Below are 21,648 nucleotides of genomic sequence, written 5' to 3'. Positions count from 1 at the left end.
CCGGTAACGGCTGAAAGCAGTTTCTAATTTCTCATAAATTAAAGAGAAAAGAGGGTTGCTTTCAGCCGTTTTTGTTACCTTTGCAGTCTTATTAGACAGAACGAAAAATTATGATAGTTTGCATTGCCGAAAAACCTTCCGTTGCACGCGATATCGCTGATGTATTGGGAGCCAAAAATAAAAAAGACGGATACATAGAAGGAAATGGATACCAGGTGACCTGGACATTCGGACATCTCTGTACCCTGAAGGAGCCGCATGAATACACTCCTTCATGGAAAGCATGGAGCCTGTCCAGCCTTCCGATGATTCCTCCACGTTTCGGAATCAAGCTTATCAATGATCCGGGCATCGAAAAGCAGTTCCGTGTCATCGAAAGTTTAATGCAGAAAGCCGATGAAATTATAAACTGTGGTGATGCCGGGCAGGAAGGAGAACTGATTCAGCGATGGGTGATGCAAAAAGCCGGTGCCCGCTGCCCGGTAAAACGTCTGTGGATTTCATCACTGACCGAAGAGGCCATACGTGAAGGTTTCCAAAACCTGAAAGACCAATCCGATTTCAAGCCGTTGTACGAAGCCGGTTTAAGCCGTGCCATCGGCGACTGGGTATTGGGAATGAATGCCACTCGTCTCTATACTTTAAAATATGGGCAAAACAGACAGGTATTATCTATCGGCCGTGTGCAAACACCCACCCTTGCTCTGATTGTCAAAAGGCAACAGGAAATTGAAAACTTCACTCCCCAACAGTATTGGGTACTTGCCACTGTATACCGTGATACGACCTTTACTGCCATCATCCGAAAAAGCGATGAAGAATTGGCACAGGAGGAAAGTGACCAAAAAGAATCTGCCAAGAAAACCAAGAAAGCTGTCGAAAACAGGGGAATACCTCCTATCACTGACCTTCCCACAGGCGAAGCATTGATGGAACGTATCAAAAACGTTCCTTTTACCGTGACGGAGGTGACTAAAAAAGCGGGGACGGAAGCCCCTCCCCGTCTCTTTGACCTGACTTCTTTACAGGTGGAATGTAATAAAAAGTTTGGATATTCGGCTGATGAGACATTAAAACTTATCCAGTCACTCTACGAAAAGAAAGTAACTACCTACCCCCGTGTGGATACTACTTTCCTGAGTGATGATATTTATCCTAAATGTCCCGGTATTCTGGCGGGGCTGAAACCTTATGAAACACTGACAGCTCCACTGGCCGGTACCAAGCTGAACAAGTCAAAGAAGGTGTTCGACAATTCAAAAGTCACCGACCACCATGCCATCATCCCCACCGGGCAGCCTCCCGTCAACCTGACGGATATGGAGAAACGTGTGTTCGACCTTGTGGCACGCCGCTTCATTGCCGTGTTCTATCCCGATTGTAAGTTTTCTACCACCACTGTGATTGGCGAAACAGACGGAATAGAGTTCAAAGTAACCGGAAAACAAATATTGGAACCGGGCTGGCGTATCATCTTTGCCAAGCCACAGACCAATCTGCCCGACGGTATGACCGATTCTGATGCCGAACCGCGTGAAGGAGACGAAGAACGCACCCTGCCTACCTTTGTAAAAGGTGAAAGCGGCCCTCATCTGCCCACATTGAATGAGAAATGGACACAACCGCCCAAACCCTACACTGAAGCAACTTTGCTGCGTGCCATGGAAACTGCCGGTAAACTGGTGGATAATGACGAATTGCGCGATGCCTTAAAAGAGAATGGTATCGGACGTCCGTCTACCCGAGCTGCCATTATCGAAACCTTGTTCAAACGTCATTATATCCGAAAAGAACGCAAAAACCTGATTGCCACCCCCACCGGAATGGAACTTATCGGACTGATTCGTGAAGAACTGCTGAAATCGGCAGAGCTGACAGGTATCTGGGAAAAGAAGTTGCGCGAGATAGAACGGAAGAGTTATGATGCTTCCACTTTTCTGGACGAGTTGAAGCAAATGGTAGCAGAAGTGGTGCACAGCGTATTGAGCGACAATACCAACCGCCGTGTCACTACCATGGAAGAAGCTGTCAAAGAAGAAGCCGCCAAAAAGCCTGCCACCAAAAAGAAAGTAAGTGCTCCCCGCAAACCGAAAACAGCCGCCAAGGAAGTGAAGCCTGAAAATCCGCCTGCCGATGAATGGGTCGGTAAACCTTGTCCGCTATGTGGAAAAGGAACGATTATCAAAGGAAAAGCCGCTTATGGGTGTTCCGAATGGAAGAACGGCTGCACCTTTCGCAAACCGTTCTGATAAATATCGGAAATTGTCAGTCGCCCCACACCATACTAAGCACATCCGGCAAATAACCGCTACGGATACGCCATTCCTGCGGATACAGATTGTTGGCACGGTTGCCTATATTCTTGGCAAAACCTAATGGAATCTCTTTGTAGGTGAGCAATACATAACCGCGGGGAACGGAAGGGGCCAAAGCCACAGCCTCTTTACGCAAATAAGCGACAGCCTGTTCATAACTCAGTTCAGCCTGTGGAAACTGTCCTTTCCTCATGGCTGTAGTCATTGCCAAAGAATGGTCGGGCACAACATCTTTTCCTTTCAACTCACCCAATGTGACTCCGGCATGGATAATCTTTAAAGCCTGTTGCAACAGCGCATACGTTTCACTATGTTTTTTGGGAAAAGCAACAATACCGGTACCTTTCACCTCGAACTGATAGTCTTCAGGGTGCTGCAACCAGTCTTTTACTTCTTTAGGAACGGTCATCACCTGCTGTTTCTCTCTTCCCCCCTTCTTTTTATCTTTTCTGCCACTGGCATGCCCTTTCAGGTAATCTCCGGTCATTTCCTCTTCTCCCCCTTCGGTATCCTTACGAAGTACAGCCAAAAAGAAACCTTCTCCTTTTGTCTTATGAGGTAAAAAGCGATACACCGGAAAATCCGCTTCGGTCAAGTTGCCGGTAATATTCCATTCCGGGCGGACAGGTACCTCCAGCACCTCAGCTCCCAGTTCGCGGACTATCCAAGCTACATTATCTTCATCTTCCTCCCTATTATAGGTACAGGTACTGTAAATAAGCAGTCCCCCCGGCTTCAATGCCGTCCACACATCTGCCAAGATACGGCGTTGACGCTGCCAGCAAATCTGTACATTATCTGTGCTCCACTCCTCTACCGCCACAGCATCTTTGCGAAACATCCCCTCACCCGAACAAGGCACATCCGTCAGAACAACATCAAACACCCCCGGCAAGGCAGCAAAGTCCGAAGGATTGTTATTAGTGACCACCACTTCTGCATTTCCCCATTTAATCAGATTCTCGGCTAAAATCTGCACTCTGTTGCGCATCACTTCGTTTGCTACCAGCAAACTGCCCTCAGGCAATACCGCCCGTGCAGCAGTGGACTTACCCCCCGGCGCCGCACAGAGGTCGAGCATCACTACCGGAGACGAGACATAGGTCTTCAACACCTGTTCCACAAACATGGAAGAAGCTTCCTGCACGTAATAGCATCCGGCATGAAACAAAGGGTCGAACGTAAAAGTCGGGCGTTCCGCCAAATACATTCCGTTAGCAGACCAGGGAACTCGCTCTCCTTTAACCTCTCTATCACATTTAGCACTATTGGCACGGATGCTCACAGGCGCTTCGCCCTGCAAGGCATCCTCCAATTGTCTATAATCGTTATCACCCAGCAATTCACGGGTTCTCAGGGAAAATTCAGATGGTAAATTCATTGTTATCAGCATACATTATGCTGCAAATATACTCTTTTTCCCCATATTGCTAAGTCTATTTCGTACGTTTTACCGTATAAACTACTTTTCCCGCCTTATCGACCATGTGCATATCCAACTCTTTTTTATCGACCGTGAAGATAGAGAAGCCTGGTTCGGGACTACAGAACTGTGTGCCTTCCACAGCCTTCACCTTCCGACTCAAAGAAGCAGACGTATTCACCACGTAGTCAATATCACTGCCCGGCACACGAATATGCTGGAAGTTATGAATATGTCCGCAGGCATAAATATCCACTTTATGTTTGCGCAATATAGGGTCCAGACGATTCTGCATATCACTGCGTTCACTGTCGTCTTTCGGAGTCTCCGCATAGATGGGATGATGACCGATTACCACTATCCAATCTTCTTTGGCAACAGTCAGCACAGAGTCAATCCATGCAAGCTGCTTATCCATATCCTGTTTACAAGCATCCGGATAAACAGTGCTTTCGTTGCGGTATTTGTCAATCAACGGAGCTGTATCTATCATCACAAAGCGAACGCTTGTTCCCTTCTTTTCAAATACTTTTGTATAATAACGGTCAGGCATTGTCCAACGACGGCTCACATTCGTATAATCCAATACAGCCTGTGTGTTCCCACGGTATTCGTGATTACCCAAGACCGGAAACCAGTCTATCATCAGCTCGGGATGACTATAAATCAGTTCATAGTTAGTCATCCAAAGCGGATCATTCACACTGCGGACTCCCTCAAAGTGATGGACATCACCGGCAGCAAACACACATTCGGGGCCGATTACATCAGCCATTTCGCCCATCAACTCAGCAATAGGTTTCTGGTCATAATAACCGTTTCTTCCCAAATCGTTTGCCATATAGAAATTCAATTGTCTTTCCAGTCCCTTCCACTCCTGCGGAGTCTGGGCACACACATTCACACAGATAGCCGTACCGATAACGGCAATCCATACCCATGTCAATACTTCCTTTATTCTTCCTATCATCTTCAACATATTCATATTATCCATTTATATTTAAAAACTTACCTTAAAACCTGCGTTTACTTTCACTCCATAATATTCAGCCTGCATCGTACGGTCTTTCGTTCCCTGATAGTAACGAAGCGGCTGGTTCAATAAATTGTTTGCTTCGGCATAAAACGTCATTTTCACCTTTCTGCCGAAAGTATAACTGGCATTCACATCCATATAATTCACAGCATCATAGAATCTGTCATAAAATGTACTCGGTCCCATTTCATCGATAAAACTGGATGCATAATTATAACTCAAACGTACATTCAGCCCTCCTTTTTCAAAATAGAGAGAAGCATTGGCCGTATGTTCAGGAGATCCCAGCAGACTCAATCCACTTTCATTTTCGCGACCTTCAAAGTTAAAGTCTTCCACACGTGAGTGCGTATATGTATATGTTCCATAGAAACCTATACATTTCAATACCGGAACAATGAAACCGAAATCACGCTGATAAGAAAATTCCATTCCCCACAGATTAGCGTTTCCGGCATTTTTAGGCTGGGTGAAACGAGTATATTCAGTACCTTGGTACTCATAGTTGGTCAATACCTGATCGACAATAAAATCGTCTATCTTCTTATAAAAGAATCCTGCGCTCACCAGACCGATACTCTTGAAGTAATAATCTGCACTTAAGTCGAGGTTGTAAGAGAGAGTCGGCTTCAAGTTTGAGTTACCAATCTTTATCTCGTTGTCGCCACGGCTAATATTCACACTCGGAACCAAAGCCGAATATTTGGGACGACTCAACGTTTGTGTGTACGAACCGCGAATCTTGAAATCATCATTTACATCCCATTTTACCAAAAGAGAAGGAAGGAAATTCACGTAACTGTTGCTCACCCGGCCAGTCTTGGTGGTCATGTCCGTTTCATCGTCATAGTTGCGTCCGGTGTATCGAAGAGAAGTATGTTCCAGACGCACTCCTGCCATCAGACTGATGTCAGGGCTGAACCGATGGTCGAAACGCACATAGCCCGAGCTGACAGTTTCGCGTGCTTCGAAGTTTTCCGCCAATTCTGCCTGCACCTGCTCTTTCTCAAACTGCGAAGGGTCATTCAGATTCAATCCGCCAACATACTCTTTACTTGCAAACAAACCTACTTGGTATTTGTTGTCCGGCATAAACTTATCGGTACTTTGGTCAACAATATTCCTCAGGCTGCTTTCCATAAAGCCATCCTCATCTATCGGCGTATATTCATAAAAGTCTATTTCTTTCTCCTTAGTTTTACGCACTACTTTCGCTCCGAACTTCAGTTTGGCGCCATTATTCAGACTTGCCTTGAAGTTGGCGGAGAATTTCAAGTCTTCTTCTTTTATATCTTCCTGTTGTTCGGTCAGTTCCTTCAATCCGAATTTATCACTCAATGTCAGGGTAGACCCCGATTGAGGAGTGGCAAACGGTTGGCGCTCATCACTCAGATTCATATCGAACTGCTGCTTCTTTAACTGAAAATCGAGGTAACGTTCATTCGGACGCTCTTCCGTGGCTTTGGCATAGCTGGCATTCCAGTCCATGCCGATAGCCCCCCACAAATGTTCACCGCCCAAAGAAAAGTCCATAGTGCGCTGACGCTCCAAACGAGCATTGCGATTATCGGGCGTACCGGCTTTCGTCTGAACACGGACGGTTCCCTTTCCTTCTTCATCCAAATCCTTTATAGTAGTGCGATAACGGTTTTCCCAGTCGTTGCGGTTATTGAAAATACCTTTGAAAGTCAGTTTATGATTTTCGTTGATATCGAAATCAAATGCAGCGGAATAACTTTGGCGCTCACGTGTAACAAAGTATTGACGCATCTGGTAATCATTGACATATACCTTTCCAGCTTCGTTTTGCTCCCACATAAACTCGGTATCGTAAGAACCCGAAGGAGCATTTTGATAAGAAGCCGAAAGCAACATTCCCAGTCTGTCATTAAAGAAACGGTCACCGTAAGTAAATCCTAAGTTCAGTTGGGCTTTCTCACTAATCCAGTTATAACCGCTTCCTGCCGTTGCATTGATAGTACGTTTATAAGGAGAATTTTTAGTCACCAAGTTGATAGAACCACCGATAGCATCACCATCCATATCGGGTGTAACTACTTTACTGACCTCGATGGTCTGAATCATATCCGCGGGAATCAGGTCGAGCTGCACGTTACGCGTATCCCCTTCGGCCGAAGGAACACGATTGCCGTTGATGGTTACGGAACTCAAATCGGCACTCGTACCGCGCACTTGTCCGAAACGGGCTTCACCCTGGTCGTATTGCACATTGATACCACTGATACGCTTCAATGCATCACCGATATTAGAATCCGGAAACTTGCCTACTTGGTCGGCTGACACCACATTGGTGACTCCTATATTATTTTTTTGTGCATTGATAGCCTTCTTTTGTCCTTGAAAAGCACCTTTTACCTGCACAGCCTGTAGTTCCAGCCCCTCATTCATCACAATGTCCTTTTCCAATGTCTTGCCTTCGGGAACCGTGATATTCATTTCGATAGGACTATAGCCCACATACGTTACCTTCACTGTATAAGTGCCGGGCTTCAGATTGGGTAAGGTATAAAAGCCGTTCACGTCACTAATCACCCCTGTTTTCAGATTCTCAATAAAGATAGAAGCTCCTGGGAGCGTTTGTTTGCCGTTGTCTATCACACGTCCGCGGATGGCACCCTGTTTCACAACCGTTTCATTGGCTCCGGCAAAAGCATCTCCACAGATACCTGCTGCGAGCAGCATACAAGATACTAGTCTAATAACCTTTTTCATATATTTTTTATGCGTTATAAATCTGCCGCAAAAGTAGATGAGTCAGATTTCGTGGGGATTACACTGCATTAAAGGTTTTGTAACAATCAGGTTTCATTTCCGTTACAAGACGTAAAACGGCAGGCTTATGCCGCCCAGACAAAGGAAATACCATCTTTTTCTCTGTTTTATGAAAAATATTTCGTCTATTTGCAACCAAAAGGAAGTCATCTTCCGTCTAACTCATAGAAAATAATAATAAATAGATAAAACGTATGAAACAGATCTTTTTAATCTTTGCCTTCCTGATTGGATACAGCCTGACGGCTTCTGCAGAAAAGATAAAACTGGTTCCTTCGGCTAATGACAGTACACGAATGGATACTGTAGTGGTAAGCGAACTAAGCGATGTGGATACTTACGACCCAACTGACGCCCATTCAAATACCGATTTTAGTTTCTTTGAAGAAAATATGTCGAACGATATGGGTGGAATTATTGTACTGATTTCCGTCATTATGATATTCGGGTTGCCACTGTTTATCGTCGCTATCACACTATGGTTCCGATATAAGAACAAACAAGCCAAATACAAACTGGCAGCCGAAGCGCTCGCTGCAGGGCACAGCATTCCGCAAGAACTCTTCAATGAGAGAAACCGCAACAACGAAATTATGACCAAAGGAATCACCCATATCTTTTTAGGTATCGGACTGGGAGTTTTCCTATGGGTCATGACTGGTGTCAAAGGACTGGCCGCTATCGGTTTCCTTATCTTCTGTATGGGAATAGGACAAGTACTGATTGCTTATACTACCGCTCCCCGCAAGCATAAAAAAGACGATTCCTCTCCCATCCGGATGAACGGGGATGACCACGAAGACACTCCACACAACGAACAATAAAGAATGGGGCAACTCAACGACATATCGTTGGTAGCACAAGTGGTGGTCTTCAAAAACACCCGGGCGTTTGATACTTTGGTCAAAAAGTATCAATCGCCCGTGCGCCGCTTCTTCCTCCACCAGACATTGGGTGACGAAGAGCTGAGCGATGACTTGGCGCAGGAAACTTTCTTGAAGGCATACACCCATCTGAGCTCGTTCAAGAACCTGTCTAATTTCTCCACTTGGCTTTATCGTATTGCTTATAATGTATTTTATGACTATATTCGCAGCAAGAAAGAAACTTCGGGACTGGAAGACTGGGAAATAGATGCCTCCTACCAAGTGGCACAAGCCAAAGTAGGCGAACAAATGGATATATATCGGGGATTGAGCCGACTGAAAGAGGCAGAGCGAACGTGCATCACTCTGTTCTTTATGGAGGATCTCCCGATAGAAAAGATAGCGATAGTAACCGGTATGCCTGCCGGAACTGTCAAATCCCACCTCTCACGTGGAAAAGAAAAACTTTCTAACTTCTTAAAACAAAATGGTTATGATGGAAAATGATGATAAATTGATTAGCCAATTCATGCAAGCCAACAAGCATGAAATAGAAGACAACGGATTCTCACGCCGGGTGATACGGCAGTTGCCCGAACATGCCAAGTGGATGTCCGATGCACTCACTGCAGTCTGCACCGTACTTTGCTGCATACTGTTCTATGTGTTTGACGGTTTCAATTTCTTGTTCGGTGTCATTGTAGAAGTCATCACGTCGCAATCTTACAATCTGATGAGCAACACAAACTTCATTTCATTGGCGATTGCTACGATAGTAGTCATCATTATAGGCGTCCAACGAGTAGTCAGTTTCCGATAAATTGTGTACTTTTGCAATCTGTAAAATGAAAATCCGAACATGAAACAATATTTAGACCTGTTAGACCGTATCCTTACCGAAGGGGTCCATAAAGAAGACCGGACCGGTACGGGAACCATCAGTGTGTTTGGCCATCAAATGCGCTTTAACCTCGAAGAAGGATTCCCCTGTATAACCACCAAGAAGTTACATCTCAAATCCATCATACACGAACTGCTTTGGTTCCTGCAAGGAGATACCAACGTGAAATACCTGCAAGACAACGGAGTACGTATTTGGAACGAATGGGCGGACGAAAACGGTGACTTGGGACATATCTATGGTTACCAATGGCGTTCGTGGCCTGATTATAAAGGCGGATTCATCGACCAAATCAGCGAAGCGGTAGAAACAATCAAACATAATCCCGATTCACGGCGTATCATTGTCAGCGCATGGAATGTAGCCGACCTGAACAATATGAATCTTCCTCCCTGTCATGCTTTCTTTCAGTTCTATGTTGCCAACGGACGTTTAAGTCTCCAACTGTACCAACGCAGTGCCGACACGTTCCTCGGAGTGCCCTTCAATATTGCCTCATACGCCCTGCTATTGCAGATGATGGCACAAGTCACCGGACTCAAAGCGGGTGATTTTGTCCACACACTGGGAGATACACATATCTATATGAACCACTTGGAGCAAGTAAAATTACAGCTCACCCGCGAGCCGCGTCCACTCCCCCAAATGAGGATTAATCCCGACGTAAAGGATATATTCAGTTTCAAGTATGAAGACTTCGAGCTGGTGAATTACGACCCATGGCCCCACATTGCCGGGAAAGTATCTGTTTAACACTGTAATACCCAAGAGGATGAATAACCTGTCTATCATAGTAGCCATCGCAAAAAACAATGCCATCGGCATGGACAACCAATTATTATACTGGTTGCCCAACGACTTGAAGCGTTTTAAAGCGCTCACCACCGGACACACTGTTATCATGGGACGAAAAACCTTTGATTCACTGCCCAAAGGCGCATTGCCCAACCGCCGGAATATCGTTTTATCACGTCAAGCCGGACTGGTTTGTGCGGGTGCCGAATGTTTCACTTCATTAGAAGAAGCTCTGGCTCATTGCAATGCCGAAGAGGAAATCTTTATCATGGGAGGTGCCAGTGTATATCAGGAAGCATTACCGCTGACCCATCGTCTATACATCACATTAATACACGACGACAGTAAGCAGGCGGATGTCTTTTTCCCCGAAATAGACGGCAAAGTGTGGAAAGAAACAGGTAGAGAAGACCATCAGACCGATGAGAAACATCTCTACCCTTATAGTTTTATCAACTACGAACGAAGATAAGACAGCATTAATCCTCGTCTGCCAAATCCAAAATAGGCATTTGTCTTTTAATAGCTTCGTTGAAAGAAATAATCGTCTCTGAACGAGCCAAACCGAGCGGTTGCAGTTTATCATGGATAATGCTAAGCAAATGATGATTGTTCTTGGCATATATCTTGATAAACATGTCATACTGTCCGGTAGTGAAATGGCATTCCACTACTTCCGGAATCTTTTTCAACGCTTCCGTGACAGAATCGAACTGTTCAGGATCCTTTAAATAAAGACCAATGTAGGCACATGTTTCATACCCGATTTTCTCCGGGTCAATAACATACTCCGAACCTTTCAGAATACCCAAGTTGGTCAGTTTCTGAATGCGCTGGTGAATAGCCGCCCCCGACACATTGCACGCACGGGCAACTTCCAGAAACGGAATACGAGCATTATCAGCTATCAACTTCAATATTTGCTCATCCAAACTGTCTAATTGATGATGTCCCATTCTTTTTAGTTTAATTTGCTGCAAAGATATGACTTTTCCCGACAATATTTGTGCAATCCATAACTTTTATTGCACGAATATTTATAAATTAATAGAAAGTCGTATCTTTGTTCAAAATTAGAAAAGACATGAAAAAGACACTTATTTTTCTTTTATGCAGCATTATGAGCATCGCTGCTTTCGCACAGAATTTTGATGATTTCTTTGAAGACAAGACTCTTCGGGTGGATTACATCTTTACGGGAGATGCCAAGCATCTGGATATTTATCTGGACGAACTCTCCAGTCTTCCCGACTGGGCAGGCCGTCGACACCATTTGTCCGAAATTCCCTTGGGAGGAAACGGTGAAATAACCATGAAAGACAAGGCGACGGGGGAAGTTATTTACCGCACCTCCTTTTCCAGCCTTTTTCAAGAATGGGTGACTGAAGAAGAAGCCTCCCGCGTGAGAAAGGGGTTTGAAAACTCTTTCTTGCTTCCTTATCCCAAGAAAGAGGCAATCGTTACCATTGCCCTTAAAAACGTATATCATAAGGTAAGCACTTCTCTGACGCACGAAGTCAACCCCAATGATATCCTCATCCATCAGAGAGGATTGGCGCGTATCACTCCCCATCGTTACTTATTACAAAGCGGCAGTCCGGAAGACTGCATCGACGTAGCTATTATGGCGGAAGGCTACACTGAACAGGAAATGGATCTTTTCTATAAGGATGCACAGACAGCTTGCGATGCCTTATTCAGCCACGAACCTTTCAAGAAGTTGAAAAATAAATTCAATGTGGTAGCGGTAGCCAGTCCGTCACAGGACAGCGGCGTGAGTGTGCCGGGCAAAGGCGAATGGAAATCTACGGCCGTCAGCTCTCATTTCAACACGTTCTACTCTGACCGCTATCTGACTACAAGCCGGGTAAAAAGCATCCATAACTGGTTGGCAGGCATTCCATACGAACACATTATCATATTAGCCAATACAGACACTTATGGAGGAGGAGGCATTTATAACTCTTATACACTGACCACTGCCCACCATCCGATGTTCAAACCGGTAGTGGTGCATGAATTCGGCCATAGTTTCGGAGGGTTGGCAGACGAATATGCATATACAGAAGCACCCAGTCCGCAATATCCTTACGAGGTAGAGCCATGGGAACAAAACATCACTAGCCTCGTCAACTTTGAAAGCAAATGGAAAGATATGGTTCCTGCCAATACTCCCATCCCCACCCCGGTGACAACCAAAGAACCGGATATATACAACAAAGTAGGGGTTTATGAGGGAGCTGGTTATACAAAGAAAGGCATTTATCGTCCGGTCACCGAATGTAGAATGAAAATTAACGAAGCACCCGCTTTCTGCCCCGTTTGCCAGCGTGCACTTGAACGACTGATAAACTTTTATACAGAGAAATAAGTTATATATTAAATGGCTAAACCAAGACAGAAATGATTGAAATTAAACAGGTTAAGACAGAAAATCAAGAACTATACGGTTTTGTAGAAGAGTTGATGCACACGGCGTTTCCTGCACAAGAACGCCGTGACACTCCCCAACAACGTGAATATTCGGACAGTAACCCTCTTTTCTGCAACAATGTGATAATAGAAGACGGAAAAACCGTCGGCATGATTAGTTATTGGAATATGGGAGACTTTTACTACATCGAACATTTTGCCATCGATCCCTCCCTGCGCAACGGCGGTTACGGCAAACGCGTATTAGAGAGTATCCAGGCCAAGCTGAACGGTCCCATCGTTCTGGAAGTAGAAGAGCCGACAGAAGAGATGAGCATGCGGCGTATCAACTTCTACAAGCGGTTGAATTTCACACTCCACGAAAAGCCATATATGCAACCTCCCTACCGCATCGGCGACTCAGGTCTGCCCATGTTGCTGATGACTTATGGAGATATAGACATGGAGAAAGACTTTGAAAAAGTAAAGAATACGCTATATAAAGAAGTATATGGTCAGTCAGTCTGACCGTATACTTCTTTTTAAGACAGAGACAAAAAAAGGAAGTTGCTCAAAAACAACTTCCTTTTTTCATATCATGTATCAACTATTTTACTGACGTTGAGTAGCAGAATAGTTAATATTCAAAGCATAAGCCTGACGAAGAGCCTGTTTTACATCCTGTACAATACCCATCTTAGTTTCGCTATCCACCTTCATAGATACTGTCATAAACGGCTGATCTTCTTCTTTCATGTTTTCACGTTCCTGATAAATATAATCCTGAACTTCTGAAACTTCAGCAAATTTATCATTCAGCTGAATACGGCTTTCAGCACCCATTTTCTTTTGGAATTCGGGCAATGGTCTACCGATATAGATAAAGGAAACCAAAGACTTCTTTTCCAATTTTTCAAGTTCTGTAGCCTGCGGAACTCTAAATTGAACCTTCAATGTAACCTCACGCATTGTTGTTACAATCATAAAGAAGAACAACATAGTAAAGATAAGGTCAGGCAAAGAAGAGGTATTCAATTCAGGCATTCCACGTTTACCTGTTTTATTAAATTTTCCCATTATTTACCTCCATACTTTTTAGGTTCAGCTTCAGAAATTTTCTGCTGATAATATTCACGAATCGCTTTCTGTTCGTCTTCGTTACACTCATTATAAACCTTGCCAAACTTAGCCTTACCCAGTTCGTCACGAAGTTCATTATATGCAGCCACCAATTCATTCTGAACATTGATATATGCCTGATAGCTGGTACCAACGTCATTCTGAACAGAAATTACATGCTGTTCCGTAACCATACAATCACCCAACAAAGGAATATTCTTTCTATGTTTTTCCGGGAGATTTTCATCATCGTACGGATTGGCGATAAATTCTTTTGCCTTTTCTCTTAATTGCTTTATATCAATATACTCCTTACCACACATCAGTTGGTCGTCTTTGTTCAGACGTACTTGGAGCACATTACGTTCTTTCTTTAAGATATTATCATCTTTTTGATTCTGTTCGGGGGGAGGCGGCAGACGTCTCGCCAAACCACGGTCAGTATCCATAGATGTTGTAATCAAGAAGAAAATAAGCAACATAAAGGCAATATCGGCTGTTGAACTGGAGTTAATCCCAGGTACGCCTCTTTTCTTTCTTGCCATTTTACTTATTTCGTTTTTTAATTGTTAATATCAATGTTTATTATTTCTTGAAGATACCGCTCAAGTTAACGATAGTACCGATAGCAGCTACTCCAAACAAGAAATAAATAGAGTAAATCAACATATCAGTAATCTTCAACCAGAAAGTATCAGTATAAGGACCGTCACCGGTCATGATAGTAGCATCAGAACCCATACCGTAAGAAACTACCAATACAACCACCAATAATACGATACCTAACAAAGATTTAACAGCATTCATTGGATTATCTTTCAATGCAGCTCCGAATTGTGCAATGGCTCCTACAAGAGTTACAGCTACACAAATACCAAACATAGCATACATCAAGTAAATCAATGTTTCTGTATGAGCCGGCTCATTATATTCGCCGACCGGGTTATTATATCCTACAAAGTAGAACATGCCGAGCACCACTAAAATCAGTGCAAAACAGACATATAATGCATAGTAGGACATTCTATATGATAACTTAGCCATTGTTCTAATTATTTTTTGTATTTCAAGTTATATTTCATAATCATATCAAGCAATGTGATAGAAGAATCTTCCATCTGGCTTGTGATAGCTTCAATCTTAGAAAGGATGTAGTTATAGAATACCTGAAGAATCAATGCTACAACCAAACCGAAGATAGTAGTAATCAAGGCCACTTTCATACCACCTGCAACAACTGTCGGAGAAATATCACCTGCCTGCTGGATTTTATCGAACGCCATAACCATACCGATTACAGTACCCAAGAATCCCAAAGACGGAGCCATTGCGATGAACAATGTAATCCAAGAACATCCTTTTTCAAGGTAACCTGCCTGAACACCACCGTAAGAAACAACTGAGCGTTCAACAACGTCAACACCTTCATCGATTCTCATCAAGCCCTGATAGCAGATAGAGGCAACCGGACCACGAGTGTTACGACATACTGTCTTAGCAGCTTCTACATCACCTTTTTCCAAAGCAGCTTCGATGTTAGCCATCAACTTCTTTGTGTTCACTTCAGCCAAGCTTAAATAAATGATACGTTCAATACAGAAAGCCAAACCTAAAACTAATGCGATAGCTACCAAAGACATAAAGTCTGCAGAACCTTCGATAAATTTAGTTTTGAGTTCTTTGTGGAGACCACCACCTTCTTCAACTACTGTTGTCTGTTCTGTTTGAGCCGGAGCTTCATCCTGAGCCATAATAGGCTGAACTGATCCCAAAGTAAGGACTCCCATCACTGCAAGAATTGCAAATAACTTTTTCATTGTGTGTCTAATTTTTAAGATTAATTAATTAATTGTTATTTTATTGTTTTAATTGTTTTCCACTTTTTTGCCTTTTCCATAGCAATGCGGAGAGAGCGGGATTCGAACCCGCGATACACTTTTGGCGTATACACGCTTTCCAGGCGTGCCTCTTCAACCACTCGAGCATCTCTCCTTTTTAGGGGACACATTTACATCCTCATTTTGAAATCGGGTGCAAATTACAAAGAAATTTGGGAATTGCAAGCGATTTCAGTCACAAATGTATCCTTTTTTTTCGTCTTACACAGAATTCGACGCCTCAATATTGGTATATCACCTCAAATTTAATAAACTTTAAAAACTTATTCAGCCATTTTGAACACTTTTAAAGCGTTATCGGTCGTTATGGCATCTACTTCTGCCAAACTCATGCCATAAATTTCCGCCAGCTTTAATGCGACTTCCTTTATATAGGAAGACTCGTTTCTTTTCCCTCTGTGGGGCACAGGAGCCAAATAGGGAGAATCGGTTTCGAGCACAATTTTACTTAAAGGAACATTCTTCAGTGTTTCGGGTAACGTACTCTTCTTAAAGGTGACCACTCCGTTTATTCCAATTCTAAAATCAGGATAGTCCAACAACTGATTTGCTTCTTCTGCACTGCCCGTAAAACTGTGAAAGATACCGCTCAGATTCGTGTCCTTATAAGGAGAGAGTACTTCAAACAATTCGGGGAAGGCGTCACGGCAATGAATAATCAAAGGCAAATCATATTCCAGTGCCCACTGTATCTGTTCGTCCAGTGCCGCCTGCTGCTCTTTGAGGTATGTTTTATCCCAATACAAATCCATCCCCACCTCGCCAATGGCAATATAAGGATGTCCTTCGACCAGCAACTCTTTCATCGGCATCAGGCGGGCTTTATAATCACCATCCACCGATGTCGGATGAAAGCCCAGCATCGGATAGCAAAAGCCTTTATATGCCGCACACACTTCCAACAGTTCACGAATGGTTGTATCATCAATGTTGGGCATAAAGACCTTCATGACACCGGCAGCCTTGGCACGTTCTATCACTTGTGGCAAGTCTGCGACAAACTCTTCTGCAAAAAGATGGGAATGGGTATCAATCATCACACTTTTCTATCCATTAAATGACAAACAAATGATTTCAATTCTTCTTTCCGCTCTGCCGGCAGACTCACGCCATCCAGCAAGGCGAGTCCTTTTGAATAATACTCATTGATTTTACCTTCGCAGACTTTATCAATGCCAATCTCGTTATAAAGTCCGGTCACAGCCTTAATCTTCTCCTCCGGGCAATACTCCGTACACGAAATCCACCGGTTCAGTTCTTCCTTCTGACGCGGATTACCCAAGTTCAATGCGTTTATCAGCATAAAGGTTTTCTTATTGCATAAGATATCACCACCAATATTCTTCCCGAACACTTTGGGGTCACCATATACATCCAGATAATCGTCCTGCAACTGGAAGGCCAGTCCCATCTGAATGCCGAAATCATAAAGTTTGCGGGCATCCTCTTCGGAAGCATCTCCTAAAACGGCTCCGATTTTCAATGCCGCCGACAACAATACAGAGGTTTTCAGACGAATCATTTCTATATATTCCGGAACCGTCACATCGGTACGGGTCTCAAACTCCATATCCCATTGCTGTCCTTCACATATTTCGAGAGCCGTTTGTGTAAAGACATCCATTACCCGCTTCAAATAGCTTTCCTGACAATCAGCCATCAACCGATAGGCCAGTACCAGCATAGCGTCTCCCGACAAGATAGCCGTATTGTCATCCCATACTTTATGGACAGTAGGTTTATTGCGGCGCATATCAGCCTTATCCATCAGGTCGTCATGCAATAAAGTATAATTATGGTAAGTCTCGATGCCTGCCGCCTGCGGCAAAATACAGTCCACATCTTCCTTATACAGATTATAAGCAAGCAACATCAAGACAGGACGAATCCGCTTTCCACCCAACGACAATACATATTCTATAGGAGCATACAACCCTTTCGGTTCACGCATATAAGTCATTTCAGAAAGATAGCCATTGATCTTATCCAACAATTCGGTCGCTAAAAAAGCCATAAGAAAAAGAATTAAATATATTACTAAAAAAAGAGGCTACCCAATGAGCAGCCTCTTCATGATTTTTATCCAAAGATTACTGTAATTTAAAGATTACGGGCACGGTGTAACTTACACGTACCGGTTTACCACGTTGTTTACCGGGTTTCCATTTCGGCATTGTCTTCACTACACGCAGAGCCTCTTTATCCAAGTAAGGGTCTACACCGCGAACGACAACCGGATCAGCAACAGAACCGTCTTTTTCGATAACGAACTTCACTGATACTTTACCCTGCACACCGTTTTCCTGAGAGATGGTCGGATATTTTGCATTCTTCATCAAGAACTTCAAACATTCTCCCATACCGCCGGGGAATTCGGGCATTTCTTCTACAATCTGGAAAATCTGTTGTTCTTCCGGTTCTTCCTCTTCTACTACAACCGGTGTATATTTAACTTCCACAGCTTTTTCCGTTTCATCTGATGCCTGAATAACTGTTTCTTCCACTTTAGCATCATTATCTACGATTTCAATAATTTCTTCCGCTTTAGGAATTTCGGGAGGAGGAGCCTGCTGTTGTTCTTCCTGTTCTGTGATAGGAACCATTTCTTCTTCAAATACAACTGCGGCTATACCATTATCTGTACTCACCTGCTTATCACGATCAGTCCATTCGAAAGCGACAAACATAAGAGCCAAGATAAACACATAACCGATTAGCAGCCAGGTACTTTTCTTACCTTCAAGATCTGCCTTGGGCGATTTTTTAACTTCCATAAATTGTTGTTTAAAATTAAGTGTTTCTCATTCAGGGCAAATGTAGCACTTTTCTTTTAAACAAAAAGTATTTTCACCGTAAAAATTTGCTAATTCATTATATTTTAGTTCTTTTTCATAGAAGGGCACCTAACTTTTCCCTATCTTTGAACCGCATAAAGCAATATACTCATCTATACATAATTATATATGAAAAAAATAACAATAGCCATCGACGGTTACTCGTCTTGTGGAAAAAGCACAATGGCCAAAGATTTGGCACGTGAAATAGGATACATATATATAGATAGCGGTGCCATGTATCGTGCCGTTACTTTATACTGCCTCGACAACGGTTTGTTTACAGACAACGGCATCCGGGAGGAGGTGCTTCGCAATCGCTTGCCCGACATTAAAATCTCTTTCCGGCTGAACCCGAAGACCCAACGCCCTGTCACCTTGCTGAATGGCGAAGAGGTGGAAGAACGCATCCGCACCATGGAAGTCTCTTCGCACGTGAGCCCGGTGGCAGCCCTCGGATTTGTTCGGGAAGCACTGGTGAAGCAGCAACAGGAAATGGGCAGAGAGAAAGGAATCGTGATGGACGGACGCGATATCGGAACCGTGGTTTTTCCTGATGCCGAACTGAAGATTTTCGTAACCGCCTCTGCCGCCATCCGCGCCCAGCGCCGATACGACGAGCTGAAAGCAAAAGGCCAGTCAGCCTCTTACGACGAAATATTGAAAAACGTGGAAGAGCGTGATTATATTGACCAAAACCGCGAAGTGGGACCCTTGCGGAAAGCTGAAGATGCTATTTTGTTGGACAACAGCCACATGACCATTGCCGAACAAAAACAATGGCTGGCAGAACAATTCCAAAAAGCAACCAATGGTTAATGTAGAGATAGACGAAGGTTCGGGCTTCTGCTTCGGTGTAACCACCGCCATCAAAAAGGCAGAAGAGGAATTGGCAAAGGGCACCACGCTCTATTGCCTGGGAGACATTGTGCACAACGGACAAGAATGCGAACGTCTGAAAAAGATGGGCCTCATCACCATCAACCACGAAGAATTTGCCCAGCTGCATAACGCCAAGGTGCTGCTCCGCGCTCACGGAGAACCGCCTGAAACATACGCACTGGCAAAAGCCAACAATATCGAAATCATCGATGCAACCTGCCCTGTAGTATTGCGGCTGCAAAAACGTATCAAACAGGAGTTTGACAACACCCCCGACAGCCATGACACACAAATTGTGATTTACGGGAAAAACGGCCATGCCGAAGTACTCGGACTGGTGGGACAGACACATGGGAAAGCGATTGTCATAGAAAAGCCGGAGGAAGTGGTACATCTGGACTTCAACAAAGATATCCGACTGTATTCACAGACCACGAAATCTTTGGAAGAGTTTTGGCAGATTGTGGAATATATCAAGGAACACATATCGCCCGAAGCTTCGTTCGAATACTTCGACACCATTTGCCGGCAAGTGGCCAACCGCATGCCGAATATCCGCAAATTTGCAGCAGCACACGACCTCATCTTCTTCGTTTGCGGCCGTAAAAGCTCCAATGGAAAAATCTTGTTTCAGGAATGTAAAAAGGTTAATCCCAACTCCTACCTCATCGACCAGCCGGAAGAAATAGACCGCAACCTACTGAAGAATGTACATTCCATCGGCATTTGCGGAGCCACTTCCACGCCCAAATGGTTGATGGAAGAGTGTAAAAAGGTTATCCTAAACGAAAAATAGACCAATAAAAAATAATATTTTATCGTTGTCCAACTGATAAATTGCTAACTTTGCATCATAAAAACATTAAAATGGGTATTTATGGGAACGATTAAAAGTATCGGTATCTTAACATCCGGAGGGGATGCTCCGGGAATGAACGCTGCCATTCGCGCAGTGACACGCTCTGCTATCTATAACGGACTGAAAGTATATGGTATTTATAGAGGATATAAGGGCTTGGTAACAGATGAGATTCAGGAATTCAAGAGCCAAAATGTCAGCAACATCATACAAATGGGAGGTACTATCCTGAAAACCGCCCGCTGCAAGGAATTCACAACCCCCGAAGGACGTGCACAAGCATACGAGAACATGAAGAAGCACGAGATTGACGCTTTGGTCATCATTGGCGGTGACGGTTCATTGACCGGTGCACGCATATTCGCACAGGAGTTTGACGTGCCATGTATCGGTCTGCCGGGAACAATCGACAATGACTTGTACGGCACCGACACCACCATCGGCTATGACACTGCACTGAATACCATTCTCGACGCAGTGGATAAAATCCGCGATACCGCCACCTCTCACGAACGTCTCTTCTTTGTCGAAGTAATGGGACGTGACGCAGGCTTCCTGGCATTGAACGGCGCTATTGCCGCAGGAGCAGAAGCAGCCATCATCCCCGAATTCAGTACGGAAGTAGACCAGTTGGAAGAATTTATCGAGCACGGATTCCGCAAGTCAAAAAGCAGTAGTATCGTGTTGGTGGCCGAGAGCGAACTTACCGGAGGAGCCATGCATTACGCAGAACGTGTGAAAAACGAATATCCCCAATACGATGTGCGTGTCACCATCTTGGGACACTTGCAGCGTGGAGGACGTCCTACCGCACACGACCGCATCATTGCCAGCCGCATGGGAGTAGCCAGTATCCAGGCACTGCTCGAAGGCCAGCGTAACGTGATGATTGGTATTGATGATGACAAGATTGTCTATGTACCTTTTGCCAAAGCCATCAAGAACGACAAACCTATCGACAGAGAACTGGTGAACGTGCTTCACGAACTCTCCATTTAAAGAAAATATAAGTCCCGACAGGATTTAAAATATTCCAACACAATCCGGCTCAGAGATAATGAACTCCGAGGCGGATTGTTTGGTCTTTACATAATCAGCTTATTATCAATCAAATAAGTATCATTTTTAGGTCCACTAGGCCCAGGGACCACCTTTATGCTTTTCTGGTCCCGTGGAAACATACCAAAGTACTGATTATCAGAGCTGTAAAGCGTACAAAGCCTACATACCGTATTTTTTGCCTCACCGGAGGATGAAAACAGGCTTAAACAGGGGAAAACGAAGGGTGAAAACATGGAATATCCAAAAACTGAAAAAGTAAATTAATTAATCATCTATGGAGAAAAGAGTCCAATAACACAAGTAGGAGCGGCCCCATGTATCCGCCCGAATACATCCACAAATACACTATTCGGAATACATTCAGGCAGACACATGGGTCTGCCCCTACAAGCAAAATGCAAGAAACGTGACAATATGATTGAAATGTATACTTATTTCTCATAAAGACTATGG

22 protein-coding genes and 1 tRNA gene are annotated in these 21,648 nt (G+C 44.0%); 11 read left to right on the top strand and 12 right to left on the bottom strand.

Annotated elements, in window-relative coordinates; translation table 11 throughout:
* Positions 1-110: 110 nt before the first annotated feature.
* Complete coding sequence (locus tag IR173_RS12850; RefSeq protein ID WP_237040000.1) at positions 111-2,249, top strand: DNA topoisomerase 3; 2,139 nt, start codon at positions 111-113, stop codon at positions 2,247-2,249.
* Between the two features lie 16 nt (positions 2,250-2,265).
* Here the strand turns inward: IR173_RS12850 and IR173_RS12845 are convergent, their stop codons facing one another.
* The 3 genes from IR173_RS12845 to IR173_RS12835 are packed head-to-tail and all read right to left on the bottom strand — an operon-like array spanning position 2,266 to position 7,507.
* Positions 2,266-3,696, bottom strand: a complete 1,431-nt coding sequence (locus IR173_RS12845) for a methyltransferase RsmF C-terminal domain-like protein (RefSeq protein WP_237039999.1) — start codon at positions 3,694-3,696, stop codon at positions 2,266-2,268.
* Positions 3,697-3,751: 55 nt separating this feature from the next.
* Positions 3,752-4,723 (bottom strand): metallophosphoesterase, encoded by a 972-nt coding sequence (locus tag IR173_RS12840; protein WP_237040060.1) that lies wholly within the window; start codon positions 4,721-4,723, stop codon positions 3,752-3,754.
* A 15-nt stretch (positions 4,724-4,738) separates the two neighbouring features.
* The gene (locus IR173_RS12835) at positions 4,739-7,507 is read right to left on the bottom strand and encodes a TonB-dependent receptor (RefSeq protein WP_237039998.1); all 2,769 of its coding nucleotides are present in this window, start codon (positions 7,505-7,507) and stop codon (positions 4,739-4,741) included.
* A gap of 254 nt (positions 7,508-7,761) precedes the next feature.
* Between IR173_RS12835 and IR173_RS12830 the strand changes: the two genes are divergently transcribed.
* The 5 genes from IR173_RS12830 to IR173_RS12810 are packed head-to-tail and all read left to right on the top strand — an operon-like array spanning position 7,762 to position 10,601.
* Positions 7,762-8,391: a DUF6249 domain-containing protein gene (locus IR173_RS12830; protein WP_237039997.1), complete on the top strand. Its 630-nt coding sequence runs from the start codon at positions 7,762-7,764 to the stop codon at positions 8,389-8,391.
* A 3-nt stretch (positions 8,392-8,394) separates the two neighbouring features.
* Positions 8,395-8,940 (top strand): RNA polymerase sigma factor, encoded by a 546-nt coding sequence (locus tag IR173_RS12825; protein WP_237039996.1) that lies wholly within the window; start codon positions 8,395-8,397, stop codon positions 8,938-8,940.
* A complete protein-coding gene (locus IR173_RS12820; RefSeq protein WP_237039995.1) occupies positions 8,927-9,253 on the top strand; it encodes a DUF5056 domain-containing protein in 327 nt (108 codons plus the stop codon). The genes IR173_RS12825 and IR173_RS12820 overlap by 14 nt, the downstream gene beginning before the upstream one ends.
* A gap of 39 nt (positions 9,254-9,292) precedes the next feature.
* On the top strand, positions 9,293-10,087 hold the full coding sequence (locus IR173_RS12815; protein ID WP_237039994.1) for a thymidylate synthase: 795 nt from the start codon (positions 9,293-9,295) through the stop codon (positions 10,085-10,087).
* 19 nt (positions 10,088-10,106) lie between these two features.
* On the top strand, positions 10,107-10,601 hold the full coding sequence (locus tag IR173_RS12810; protein WP_237039993.1) for a dihydrofolate reductase: 495 nt from the start codon (positions 10,107-10,109) through the stop codon (positions 10,599-10,601).
* 7 nt (positions 10,602-10,608) lie between these two features.
* On the opposite strand, the gene IR173_RS12805 is transcribed toward IR173_RS12810, so the two are convergent.
* On the bottom strand, positions 10,609-11,085 hold the full coding sequence (locus IR173_RS12805) for an Lrp/AsnC family transcriptional regulator (RefSeq protein WP_237039992.1): 477 nt from the start codon (positions 11,083-11,085) through the stop codon (positions 10,609-10,611).
* Between the two features lie 128 nt (positions 11,086-11,213).
* On the opposite strand from IR173_RS12805, the gene IR173_RS12800 reads away from it, so the two are divergent.
* Together IR173_RS12800 and IR173_RS12795 are read left to right on the top strand one after the other, a co-directional pair.
* Positions 11,214-12,500: an IgA Peptidase M64 gene (locus IR173_RS12800; protein ID WP_237039991.1), complete on the top strand. Its 1,287-nt coding sequence runs from the start codon at positions 11,214-11,216 to the stop codon at positions 12,498-12,500.
* 32 nt (positions 12,501-12,532) lie between these two features.
* The gene (locus tag IR173_RS12795; protein WP_237039990.1) at positions 12,533-13,069 is read left to right on the top strand and encodes a GNAT family N-acetyltransferase; all 537 of its coding nucleotides are present in this window, start codon (positions 12,533-12,535) and stop codon (positions 13,067-13,069) included.
* A gap of 84 nt (positions 13,070-13,153) precedes the next feature.
* Here IR173_RS12795 and IR173_RS12790 read toward each other — a convergent pair whose 3' ends face one another.
* From IR173_RS12790 to IR173_RS12755, 8 genes are all read right to left on the bottom strand, one after another.
* Positions 13,154-13,618 carry an ExbD/TolR family protein gene (locus IR173_RS12790; protein WP_237039989.1) on the bottom strand — a complete coding sequence of 155 codons (465 nt, stop codon included), beginning with the start codon at positions 13,616-13,618 and terminating at the stop codon, positions 13,154-13,156.
* Positions 13,618-14,205 (bottom strand): ExbD/TolR family protein, encoded by a 588-nt coding sequence (locus IR173_RS12785; protein WP_237039988.1) that lies wholly within the window; start codon positions 14,203-14,205, stop codon positions 13,618-13,620. The genes IR173_RS12790 and IR173_RS12785 overlap by 1 nt, the downstream gene beginning before the upstream one ends.
* A gap of 40 nt (positions 14,206-14,245) precedes the next feature.
* Complete coding sequence (locus IR173_RS12780; protein ID WP_237039987.1) at positions 14,246-14,704, bottom strand: hypothetical protein; 459 nt, start codon at positions 14,702-14,704, stop codon at positions 14,246-14,248.
* 8 nt (positions 14,705-14,712) lie between these two features.
* Positions 14,713-15,477, bottom strand: coding sequence for a MotA/TolQ/ExbB proton channel family protein (locus IR173_RS12775; protein ID WP_237039986.1), 765 nt, complete (start codon positions 15,475-15,477; stop codon positions 14,713-14,715).
* An 87-nt stretch (positions 15,478-15,564) separates the two neighbouring features.
* Positions 15,565-15,652 (bottom strand) — tRNA-Ser (locus IR173_RS12770).
* Positions 15,653-15,821: 169 nt separating this feature from the next.
* Entirely contained in the window at positions 15,822-16,595 is a 774-nt protein-coding gene (locus tag IR173_RS12765; RefSeq protein ID WP_237039985.1) for a TatD family hydrolase, read from the bottom strand.
* On the bottom strand, positions 16,595-17,572 hold the full coding sequence (locus tag IR173_RS12760) for a polyprenyl synthetase family protein (RefSeq protein ID WP_237039984.1): 978 nt from the start codon (positions 17,570-17,572) through the stop codon (positions 16,595-16,597). Before IR173_RS12760 ends, IR173_RS12765 begins: the two co-directional genes overlap by 1 nt.
* Before the next feature lie 76 nt (positions 17,573-17,648).
* Positions 17,649-18,332, bottom strand: coding sequence for an energy transducer TonB (locus IR173_RS12755; RefSeq protein ID WP_237039983.1), 684 nt, complete (start codon positions 18,330-18,332; stop codon positions 17,649-17,651).
* Between the two features lie 189 nt (positions 18,333-18,521).
* On the opposite strand from IR173_RS12755, the gene cmk reads away from it, so the two are divergent.
* The 3 genes from cmk to pfkA all read left to right on the top strand — a co-directional run bounded on the left by cmk (position 18,522) and on the right by pfkA (position 21,132).
* Positions 18,522-19,211, top strand: a complete 690-nt coding sequence (cmk, locus tag IR173_RS12750; RefSeq protein ID WP_237039982.1) for a (d)CMP kinase — start codon at positions 18,522-18,524, stop codon at positions 19,209-19,211.
* Positions 19,204-20,070 (top strand): 4-hydroxy-3-methylbut-2-enyl diphosphate reductase, encoded by an 867-nt coding sequence (locus tag IR173_RS12745; protein WP_237039981.1) that lies wholly within the window; start codon positions 19,204-19,206, stop codon positions 20,068-20,070. The genes cmk and IR173_RS12745 overlap by 8 nt, the downstream gene beginning before the upstream one ends.
* An 81-nt stretch (positions 20,071-20,151) precedes the next feature.
* Positions 20,152-21,132 carry a 6-phosphofructokinase gene (gene pfkA / locus IR173_RS12740; RefSeq protein WP_005845845.1) on the top strand — a complete coding sequence of 327 codons (981 nt, stop codon included), beginning with the start codon at positions 20,152-20,154 and terminating at the stop codon, positions 21,130-21,132.
* The last annotated feature ends 516 nt before the right edge of the window (positions 21,133-21,648 follow it).

Origin of the sequence: Phocaeicola faecalis (assembly GCF_021730445.1) — a bacterium.
Taxonomy (GTDB): Bacteria; Bacteroidota; Bacteroidia; order Bacteroidales; family Bacteroidaceae; genus Phocaeicola; species Phocaeicola faecalis.
Note: the sequence above shows the minus strand (reverse complement) of the source record. Positions and strands in the feature narration are given on the sequence as shown.